Source organism: Kribbella albertanoniae, from assembly GCF_004348455.1.
Lineage (GTDB): Bacteria > Actinomycetota > Actinomycetes > Propionibacteriales > Kribbellaceae > Kribbella > Kribbella albertanoniae.
Window position 1 is genome coordinate 1 of sequence record NZ_SMKA01000334.1, and the last position, 9,432, is coordinate 9,432.

General features: G+C 67.2%; 10 protein-coding genes. 5 read left to right on the plus strand and 5 right to left on the minus strand.

Annotation, left to right across the window (positions count from 1 at the left end; translation table 11 throughout):
- Together E1261_RS40185 and E1261_RS40190 are read right to left on the minus strand one after the other, a co-directional pair.
- The coding region (locus E1261_RS40185; protein ID WP_132415003.1) for a glycoside hydrolase at positions 1 to 1,307 on the minus strand (1,307 nt) is incomplete at its 3' end.
- Between the two features lie 80 nt (positions 1,308 to 1,387).
- Entirely contained in the window at positions 1,388 to 2,770 is a 1,383-nt protein-coding gene (locus E1261_RS40190; protein ID WP_132415004.1) for a DUF2079 domain-containing protein, read from the minus strand.
- A gap of 92 nt (positions 2,771 to 2,862) precedes the next feature.
- Between E1261_RS40190 and E1261_RS40195 the strand changes: the two genes are divergently transcribed.
- Together E1261_RS40195 and E1261_RS40200 are read left to right on the plus strand one after the other, a co-directional pair.
- Complete coding sequence (locus E1261_RS40195) at positions 2,863 to 3,540, plus strand: response regulator transcription factor (protein ID WP_132415005.1); 678 nt, start codon at positions 2,863 to 2,865, stop codon at positions 3,538 to 3,540.
- The gene (locus E1261_RS40200; RefSeq protein ID WP_132415006.1) at positions 3,533 to 5,017 is read left to right on the plus strand and encodes a sensor histidine kinase; all 1,485 of its coding nucleotides are present in this window, start codon (positions 3,533 to 3,535) and stop codon (positions 5,015 to 5,017) included. The genes E1261_RS40195 and E1261_RS40200 overlap by 8 nt, the downstream gene beginning before the upstream one ends.
- On the opposite strand, the gene E1261_RS40205 is transcribed toward E1261_RS40200, so the two are convergent.
- Entirely contained in the window at positions 5,008 to 5,412 is a 405-nt protein-coding gene (locus tag E1261_RS40205) for a PPOX class F420-dependent oxidoreductase (protein WP_132415007.1), read from the minus strand. The two genes, E1261_RS40200 and E1261_RS40205, sit on opposite strands and share 10 nt — an antisense overlap.
- Positions 5,413 to 5,489: 77 nt before the next feature.
- On the opposite strand from E1261_RS40205, the gene E1261_RS40210 reads away from it, so the two are divergent.
- The 3 genes from E1261_RS40210 (at position 5,490) to E1261_RS40220 (ending at position 7,619) form a co-directional block, all read left to right on the plus strand.
- A complete protein-coding gene (locus E1261_RS40210) occupies positions 5,490 to 6,350 on the plus strand; it encodes a proline dehydrogenase family protein (RefSeq protein WP_132415008.1) in 861 nt (286 codons plus the stop codon).
- Between the two features lie 136 nt (positions 6,351 to 6,486).
- Positions 6,487 to 7,074, plus strand: a complete 588-nt coding sequence (locus tag E1261_RS40215; protein WP_132415009.1) for a hypothetical protein — start codon at positions 6,487 to 6,489, stop codon at positions 7,072 to 7,074.
- Entirely contained in the window at positions 7,074 to 7,619 is a 546-nt protein-coding gene (locus tag E1261_RS40220) for a fibronectin type III domain-containing protein (RefSeq protein ID WP_132415010.1), read from the plus strand. Before E1261_RS40215 ends, E1261_RS40220 begins: the two co-directional genes overlap by 1 nt.
- Here the strand turns inward: E1261_RS40220 and E1261_RS40225 are convergent.
- Positions 7,616 to 8,182, minus strand: a complete 567-nt coding sequence (locus E1261_RS40225; protein WP_132415011.1) for a hypothetical protein — start codon at positions 8,180 to 8,182, stop codon at positions 7,616 to 7,618. The genes E1261_RS40220 and E1261_RS40225 overlap by 4 nt on opposite strands.
- Positions 8,183 to 8,189: 7 nt before the next feature.
- Positions 8,190 to 9,062, minus strand: a complete 873-nt coding sequence (locus tag E1261_RS40230; protein ID WP_132415012.1) for a hypothetical protein — start codon at positions 9,060 to 9,062, stop codon at positions 8,190 to 8,192.
- Positions 9,063 to 9,432 lie beyond the last annotated feature (370 nt).

The following is a 9,432-nucleotide window of genomic DNA, read 5'->3' on the forward strand; positions in this document are numbered from 1 at the left end:
GTGGAGGGTTTGCTGAAGCGGGAGAGGTCGAAGTCCAAATAGCCCGCAGCACCGTGGTTGATGGCGACGATGACGAGCTTCCGGGCACCTGCGTCGTACGCCGCGATGGTGTTGCCGTTGCCGCCGTCCAGGATGCGCATACCGGGGCGGATGTGCCGGGTGTACTGGGCGAGCACGTAGTACTTGGGGTTGATCGGGCCGGTGGTGTTGTTGCCCAGATCCTGGATGAGCCCCCAGCCGCCGCCGTCGACGACCTGCCAGTAGACCCAGGCGCTGGGGTGCAGCCAGCGGAAGTCGAGGTTGAGGTTGCTCGCCAACGACAGTCCGGTCGCGTCGCCCTCGCCGTACTCGGAGTTCCAGACCTTGCGGCCGCTGGACTTGGCGGCCGCGGACAGGAGGTCCCGGCGGCCGCCACCTCCCTGGTAGCCGTGGACGTTGATGCGGGCGACGTTGCCGCGGGTGGTGGAGTCGAAGCTGTTCCAGGTCGACAGGGCAGCGTCGTAGCCCCAGCAGTCGGAGGCGGCGATTGGCATCCAGCCGAGGTCGCGGGCGTTGAGCTCGGCGCGGAGGGCGTTGATGACCGGGCGCTGCGTGGCCGGTTCAAAGTGGCAGCCCTCCTGGGTGCCGTCCGCCTTCCACCAGCTGCCGTCGGGTTCGTTGAAGGGTTCGACCGAGGTGAAGTCGACACCCCAGTGGTCATGCGCGTAGCGGGCGACCGTGGCGAGGTAGACGGCATGCTGCCGGTGGTTCCAGGTCTGCAGGTTGTCGCCGCCGCTCGCGGAACCGGACGGGTTGTGGTTCTGGCACATCCACCACATCGGCGAGTTCGAGAAGAGCTCGATCTGGTTGACACCGCGGTCGCGCGCCTTCCACATCAGGTTGCGCTGCGCACTGTCGACGTACCAGTTCCAGCTCGCGGACGACGGGTCCGAGCTGAACCAGTCGAGCCAGTACCCGTCCATCTGCCGCGGATCGCCGATCTTCGGTGAACGGACCATCGACTCACCATTGATCGGCTGCGTCGAACACGCCCCGGCGTTGTAGCGCGCGATCGTCAACCCGAGCCCGGGCAGCGCCGTACCTTGGTAGTCGACCGTGTTCCGCGTGAAGAAGATGTCGGCCAGGTCGTCCCGATTGCCGTGCGCCTTCCCCCACCAGCACAACGACGTACCCCAACCCTCCCAAGCACCCCAGTCGCTGCGCGGATCGATGGTCGACGCAGCGGCAGCCGCGGGAGAGGTCTGACCCAGTACGGCGGCGCTCAGCGGAGCAGCGACGATCGAGCCCAGCACGGTACGACGACGCATTGCATCCTCCAGGGGGCGGTCCAGCAGGCAGCTACCGCGACCCTAGACCGCCCAACCCCAGTTGCCCACCTCCGCAACGGTCAGCGCTCGCGCAGAGGCGGGAGGGTTGGCGCTGGGTGGTGCATGAGGAGGAGATCGTGGTCCCGGATGACGAGATCGGCGTGGCGGTAGGTGAGCTGTGGATCGTCGTACGGCGCGAGTGTCCATTCGGTCGGGCGGTTGGACTTGAGCAGGTAGACGTCGGCCTTGGAGGTCAGGTGCGGAGCGATGGTGTTGGTGGTGCTGACCGTGCTATTGGCCGGGATGCGGTCGATCAGTCGGTTCGCTGCGGCGGCGAACTCGGCTGGACGCCCCGGTCCTTCGGAGGCCGCGGATTGTAGGAAGAAGGTGAGGCAGGTGATCGAGAGCGCGGTGGCGATGAGTGGGAGCGCCAGCCGACGCCGGCGGCCGAGGAGGTGTGGGCGGAGGAGCGCGAGACCGTGGATCAGCGCGCAGAAGACGATGGGCATCAGTACGGCGTCGTAGTGGAAGGTCGGGATCCAGTACAGGATGTACGTGCTGCCCAACCGCCAGCCGAGAGTAGGCAGCAGCAGGAGGACCAACGGTGATCTGAGAGCCAGGAAGAGCGTCGGCAGCAAGATCAGCGCGACCAGCCAGAGCTTGCCCGAGGTGAACAGATCGCCGGACAGGGCCGCCTCAGGAGCCTTGAGGCCACCTTTGCCGAGGTAGCGGTAGTTGCCGTAGGCACTGAATGCCGGGATGATCACGAAGACACTGAGCAGTGATGCGGACGCACCACCGACCGCGGTGAGGATGCCCAGCCGGCGGGTCCCGGGGCGGAGCGCGATCAGCACACCCAGTACGGCGAGCGTCATCCCCAGGTCCTCCTTGACGAGAACCAGGGGAGCGGCGATCGCGACCGCGCGGCCGGGATGCCCGTGCAGGTACTCGGCCAGGCCGAACGCGAGCAGGGGAACGGCGAACGCGATCTCGTGGAAGTCGAAGGTGATCGCGTTCAGCAGTCCCCAGGACAGGCCGTAACAGGTCCCGATCACCAGGCCGATCCGGCTGCCGAACGCCGTACTGGCCAGGCGCGCGATCGGGAAGACCGAGACCGCGAAGAACAAGGCCTGCGCGACCAGCAGGGTCTCGGCCATCGGGAAGACGCGGTGGAACGGCGCCAGCAGGATCAGGATCGGGTGGAAGTGGTCGCCGAGCAGGATCAGGTTCGGGTCGCGGATCGTCGACACCGGAAGATGCCCCTGGGCATAGCTGTGCACCGCCTGGTCGAAGATGCCGAGATCGAAGGCTCCGGTACGGAAGGACCAGTGCTGCATCAGCACGAACCAGGTGGTGACGACGGCGAACGCCCCCGCCAGTACGGCGGCCGGCCAGGCCGGCGCTCGGTGCTCCGCGATCGGTACGGCGGCGCGGGTGAACCGGTCTGTCCACAGCGTGATCATGGCCGGAAGTATGGGAACGGCCTGCCCAAGAGAACCTGAAGCAAGCTGAAGCGTTCTTCAGGATGATCCGCAGAGCGTGCGAACCTGGTTGCGTGCGGCTACTGGTGGTGGAGGACGAGCAGCGACTCGCGGCAGCGGTGAAGTGGGGCCTCGAGTCCCACGGGTTCACCGTGGACGTCGTTCACACCGGTCCGGAGGCGTTGTGGGCCGCGGAGGAGAACGAGTACGCCGCGATCATCCTCGACGTGATGCTGCCCGGGCTGAACGGATACCGGGTCTGCGAGAGCCTCCGCCGTACCGGTGTCACCACTCCGATCATGATGCTGACCGCCAAGGACGGCGAGTACGACCAGGCTGAGGGGCTCGACACCGGCGCCGACGACTACCTGACCAAGCCCTTCTCGTATGTCGTTCTGGTGGCGCGGATCCGCGCGTTGTTGCGGCGCAGCGGTTCGGTCCGGGCCGCGTTGGAGGTCGGCGACCTGGTGATCGACCCGGCGGCGCGGACCTGTAGGCGGGGTGCGGCGGTGATCGAGCTGACCGCGCGCGAGTTCGCGATCCTGGAGTGCCTGGTACGGCGGCCCGACGTGGTCGTGACGAAACGCGAGATCCTCGACCAGGTGTGGGATGCGCACTACGAAGGTGACGTGAATGTGGTCGAGGTCCATGTGAGCGCGCTCCGCCGCAAGATCGACCAGCCCTTCGGCCGGAAGACCCTGGAGACCGTCCGCGGCATGGGATATCGGCTGGTCGGCGGCGCGCATGCCTAGGCTCTCAACTGCCGCCCGGGTAACGGTGGTCGCCGGTGTGGTCAGTGCACTCCTGGCGGGCGGCTTCGCCTTCTGGATCCGCCACGAGGTCTACACGTCGCGGTACGAGGTCGTGCGCGAGCGCGCCCACAAGACGCGGGATCTGATCGCCAACAACATGGGGATCCTCGCGCTGCACCGCGGCGACGCACCAACGGTCAGCCATCCCGCCACCGACGAGTTGTACGAGATTGTCGACAGCGCGGGCCGGACCTCGGAGGTTTCCACGGCGGTGTCCCCCTTCCAGATGAAGGGCCGGCCGGTGCAGCCCGCACCAGGACCAGACGAGGAGTCGGGGTGGGACGGCGATCAGTACGTCACCTTCGGGGCGCCCGATCCGGATGCGCGGGGTAAGGCGTGTGCTCCGTCGATCGCGCCGGAGCACTCGGTCTGCGCGACAATCGCCCGATTGTCCGGACGGCGGCTCGAGGCCTATCGCACGGTCCGGCAGGGTAGTTGGTTCAACCTGCGGGACAGCAGGCCCGGGCGACTTCATGGGTCGCTGGCAGTCACCGTGTTCGTGGTGCCGTTCGAGGCTGAGGATGCGGTGGCCGACGTTGATCGGGTGCTCAAACCCGCGCTGCCGTTGGCTGTCCTGCTGATCATGGTGGGTGCGTACGTCGCGACACGGATGGCTCTGCGGCCTGTCGAGCGGATGCGGGCTCAGGCGGCCGCCATCAGTCAGCGGAATCTGCATGAGCGGGTGCCGGTACCGCGGACCGGGGATGTGGTGGCTCGGTTGGCGACGACGTTGAACGAGACGTTGGCCCGGCTGCAGTTGGCGGCTGCGCAGCAGCGGGGGTTCGTGGCTGACGCGGCCCATGAACTGCGGAGTCCGATCGCCAGTCTGCGCGCGATCCTCGAGGTGGCGAACGAACATCCCGACCGCGCGGATTGGCCACGGGTGAGCGGCCATGCGATCGAGGAGATTCGGCGCTTGCAACAGTTGGCCGACGATTTGTTGCTGGTGGCAAGGCTCGATGCCGAACCGAGCACCGTTCACCAGCCGGTCGACCTGGCCGAGCTGGTACGACGGCAGTTGGCCAGGCGGGTGGATGAGGGACCCGAGCTCACGTTCGATGCCCCCGAATCCGTAGTGGTCGCTGGTGATGCGGCCCAATTGGATCGACTGGTCCGCAACCTGGTCGATAACGCGATCCGGCACACCCGGACGACAGTTGCCGTCGGCATCGAGCAGGACGGCGGCGACGTCGTACTGCGGATTGACGACGACGGCGCCGGGATTCCGGAGCCGGAACGGGAGCGGGTGTTCGAGCGGTTCGCCCGGCTGGATGAAGCGCGGAGCCGCGATGCCGGTGGTGCGGGCCTCGGGTTGGCGATTGCGCGGGAGATCGCGCTCCGCCACGACGGCAGGCTGACGGTGGCCGGATCCCCCAGCGGCGGAGCGCGACTGATCCTTGTACTACCTCAGGTGTGATCGTTGATGCGGTCGGGGCTGAGGCGGATGACGACGCGCTGGACCTCGGGCGGGAGAGCGGCGTACTCGTCGGCTGCGTCGCTGCTGGCGTACTTGATGGCCAGGGTCTGGGCGAGGGCGCGGTCCTCGTCAGGCGTGACGACGGCCTTGGCGACGATCTCGACGTACCGCATCGGGTTGGTGCGGTCGATGACCAGCAGGCTGGTGCGGGGGTCGGCGACGAGGTTGCGGGTCTTGTAGTAGGCGGCGTCGGACGAGATCAGTACGTCGTTGCCGTCGCGGCCGATCCAGACGACGGTGTTCCGCGGGGCGCCGGTGGAGCTGAGGGTGGTGAGGACGCCGACGTTCGTGTCGTCGAGGAGGGCGCGGGCAGCTTCGGAGAGTTCGGCAGACATGGTGCGAGGTTATTCGTGGCCCGGGTCGCTGCCTGAAAGGGAGGGACTGCCGGCCGCGGCACTGGCAGACTCGGGGGATGCGTTGGGACCGGGCGGTGCTGTTCAAGCTGGCGACGAACGAAACACTCGAGCAGGTGGTCAAGGGGCTGCCAGGCGGGGAGGACAACGCCTGGCGGGCGGCTTCGCGGTACGTCGCGGGGCGGACTCGTGACGAGGCGTTACAGGTGGCCGACGCGCAGTTGGCGTTGGGGCATGGGGTGAGCATCGATCTGTTCGGTGAGTTGTCGACGGATCCTGCCGACGCGGAGCGGGTCGTCGACGAGTACCTGGAGTTGGCGGAGCTGACGACGGGGTGGCTGTCGTTGGATCTCTCGCATCTGGCAGTCGACGTGGATCCGGCCGGTGCGGCTGATCGGGTGGCGCGGATCGTCGGCGCACTGGGCAGCGGCCGCAGACTGCAGATCGGTGCGGAGGACACCGCGCGGACGAACCGGATCCGCGACTGTGTGCTGACCGTTGCCGGCCGCGGGCTCGGTGATCGGCTCGGAGCGACAGTCCAGGCGAACCTGGAGCGCTCCCCGGAGGACATCGATGCGTTCGCCGAGGCCGGCGTACAGATCAGGCTCGTCAAGGGCGCGTACGTCGAACCTGCCGGAGCGCACCCGTACGGCGAACCGACGGATGTCGCCTATCTGCGGTTGGCCCATCAGCTCGCCGATCGTGGCGCCGACTGGTCGCTCGCGACGCACGACGGGCGGCTCCGGGAGGCCGTGTTGCTTGCCCTGGGCAAGGTTCCGGTCGAGCAGTTGCTGGGGATCCGGCCGGACGTGCTCGCCGAGCTGCGCGACCGCGAGATCGCTACTCGTGTCTACGTGCCCTACGGCCCGTCGTGGTTCCGCTACTGGCTCCGCCGGGTAGCGGAGTCGCGCGGGGCCTAAGGCCAGCGCCTCGCTGGTATGGAACTTGGTTCCGAAAAATCCCACGCCAGCTACTAGCTGTTGGGTAAGCGTTTGCCCTACGGTGAGCTCGCGTACGCGGACAGTTACCGCCCCAACTTTCCGATGAGGTCATGCGATGAAAATCCTGCGCACTCTGTGCACCGCCGCTGTGTTCGGCCTGCTCGCTCCGGCCGCTGCACACGCCCAGGTCGAGCCTGGTGGCTGGACCTCCTATTCGCCGTCGTTCTCCGAACAGGAGCGCGGCTGCGGTGTGATCGACGGCCTGAACTTCCGGCTCACCTGCTCCACCGCCAGTGGTGATCAACGTGCCGAACGCCGGTATGCGACGTACTCGAGTGGGACCCGGCAGTTCGAGGGGTCGTTCCGGATCACGTCGATGACCGGCAGCCGGATCAGTCTCAAACAGACCTTCAACGAGAGCGGCTCCGGGCCGTTCTTCATGCTGGCGGTGGAAAACGGCGGCCGCCTCTACCGGGTCGGCGGCGACACGCTCGCCGGTGGAGCGACAGTCGGGACCACGGTTCGGGTCAACACCGTGCACCAGGTCGGCAGTGCGCACCGGACGTATATCAACGGTTCGCTGAAGCACAGCATGTCCAGCCCGGGTGGCAGTTTCTACGACAAGTTCGGTTCGTACCGGACGGACAGTGGGCGCGGCCCGATCCAGGTCCAGTGGAGCGGCGTCCAGTTCTGGCGTAAGTAGTGCGCCTACTCGGCTTGTGCGCATTCCTGCTGCTGGTCGGTTGCGGTTCGACCGACCAGCCCCAGGGGTTTCAGCTGACCGCAGACCTGGTCGCGGACGACGTGACGCTGCGGTGGTCTGGCGCGCCAAGCGATGCGGCGTACCTGATGGTCGAGTACGCGACCGAGGAGAACGGCGAGTACACGATCCTCAGCTTCCTGCCACCGGATCGGCAGGAGTTCCAGCACCCCGATCTGATGCCGGCGACGACCTTCTACTACCGCGTCACACCCCTCACCGCATCAGAAGGCCGCCCCGCAACCACGCGTCCCCAACCCAAGGAGCTCCAGCTCACCTGGACCGACACGAGCACCGACGAAGACGGCTACCTGCTGGAGCGCCGCCGTACAGACCAACCTGCCGAGGTAGCCGCCTACCTGGACCCCAACACCACGTCCTTCAACCTTCCCCTCCTCCCGACGGACAAGCCGGCCACCTACATCCCCCGCCCCTTCCGCCGCGGAACCTCCAGCCCGGTCACCCACGAAACCATCCCAGCAGCCTAGTCGTAGGGCGTCCACACGACGTCCGCGTCGTATTGCGCTGACAGCGTGGCCAGGCGTTCGCGGACGCCACTCCATGGTCTGAGGTGGAACTCGTCGGTCAGCGTGCGCAGGAGCATTCCGCGCTCGGGATCGTCGTACGCGCGGGTGTTTTCCAGCTCGTCGATCATCGCGTCTCGACTGTCGTACCCGAGCTCGTCGAGGACATAGCCCGTCCGGCAACCCAACGCGAGAAACTCCGCCAGGGACTCGCCCACGATGTGATGCGGCTTGTCGGCCAAGGGAATGCTCAGCACAACTCGCGTGACGGTGTCGCCGAACACTGCGCAGAAATGCACCCCGTCGCCTCCCGTCGAGGCGAACCGGAAGCCGTTCTGTACGCCGTTCGGGTAGTCGCTGACGAAACCCGGCTCGTACGGCGAATCCAGCAACAAGCCCGCAAACCCGAACGCCGCCGCCGTCCCACCCTCGAACGGCACCCCGAGTGGCATGGTGGCCGCGGTCCGCTCGGCCAATGCCCACAGGCGTTCCCAATCTTCGCGGAAGTTCGTCGGTACGTCGATCATCCGCTCATCATGGCAAATGAGGATCGTGCTCGGTTTTGACGATGCGGTGGGTGCCGGTGGGGTCGACGTGGAAGATGAAGCCATGGGGTGTGGTCCATTCGAGGGTGGTGGGGTTGATCCGGCGGACCTTCCATCCGCGCGCGTGCGTCTTCACTCGGTGGCCGTAGCGGCCGAGTGGGATGAGATTGGTGGTGCTGGTTTGGCCTGGTGGTCCGAGCGGGTCGTACGGCTCGAGGTGGTCGAGGTCGAGACTCCCGCTGGTTTCGCGAGTGCCGTAAGGGAACAGTTCGACCGGGTGGGTGAGTTTGACGCGTTCGCGGATGCGTTCGGTGGCCTCGTAGCAGTTGACCGAGACTGCCTCGTTGAGATCGATGACGGGCTTGACGAGGTAGGGGCCATAGCCGATCAGCTCGCCCAACTGCGAGATCAGCATCGGCCCGGTTCCTTCGACGCGCAAGACGCCGTCGCGGGGATCGGTTCCTGCGGCGCTTGCGGCGGCGGCCAGGGCCTTGTCTGTCAGGTGGACATAGATCTCGGTCTTCCCGGGGCGCGCGGTAGTGCCTGGAGTCTCGCCGGATGCCAGTCGGGCGTAGGCGTCGTGTTTGATCTGCGCGAGTCGAGCGGCGAGTGCGCGTTGTGCCGCGGTGTCCATGGGGTCGCTGTTATCGGAGCCGCGGCACGAGGCGGCATCGAACGGTTCCACCGGCCAGTCCGCCTGGCGACCCGCGTCGAACGGATCGGTCAGATCGCTGCTGCGCGGATCTGGCGCCTCCCGGTGCGCGTCCTCATCCGGCCAAGGCTCATCAACACTTGGCGGGTCGTCGTTCCAGTCCTCCAGGACACGGCCGTCTTCCCACTGCACCGCGCAGGTCGGCGCCACGGGCGGTGGCGCAACGGACTGTGGCGCTGCGGATCCGCGGGATGCCGGTTCGGGTGCGCTCACCGGGTCGGCAGCATCCGCGGAGGATGGCGTCCCGGTCAGCGGCTCTACGGATCCGACGGAGGTTGGTTCGAGGACGCTATCCGGGCCAGCTTCACCCGCGGAGGATGGCGCCTCGGACCGTGGCTGGACGGGCGGTTCGGGAACGTCGGTACCCGAGGCAGGTCCATGGGGCTCGGCGTCGGGAGCAGAGGCAGGCGGCTCGGGAACGTCGCCACCTGAGGCAGGGGCAGGCGGCTCGGGAACGTCGGTACCCGAGGCGGATGCGGGCGGCTCGGTGCCGGGGGCAGAGCTGGACGGTGCGGGGGTG

What these genes read in the sequence shown, in the direction of transcription:
- E1261_RS40190 (WP_132415004.1), bottom strand. Translation starts at nt 2,770, where the DNA reads ATGATCACGCTGTGGACAGACCGGTTCACCCGCGCCGCCGTACCGATC.
- E1261_RS40200 (WP_132415006.1), top strand. Translation starts at nt 3,533, where the DNA reads ATGCCTAGGCTCTCAACTGCCGCCCGGGTAACGGTGGTCGCCGGTGTG.
- E1261_RS40205 (WP_132415007.1), bottom strand. Translation starts at nt 5,412, where the DNA reads ATGTCTGCCGAACTCTCCGAAGCTGCCCGCGCCCTCCTCGACGACACG.
- E1261_RS40210 (WP_132415008.1), top strand. Translation starts at nt 5,490, where the DNA reads ATGCGTTGGGACCGGGCGGTGCTGTTCAAGCTGGCGACGAACGAAACA.
- E1261_RS40215 (WP_132415009.1), top strand. Translation starts at nt 6,487, where the DNA reads ATGAAAATCCTGCGCACTCTGTGCACCGCCGCTGTGTTCGGCCTGCTC.
- E1261_RS40225 (WP_132415011.1), bottom strand. Translation starts at nt 8,182, where the DNA reads ATGATCGACGTACCGACGAACTTCCGCGAAGATTGGGAACGCCTGTGG.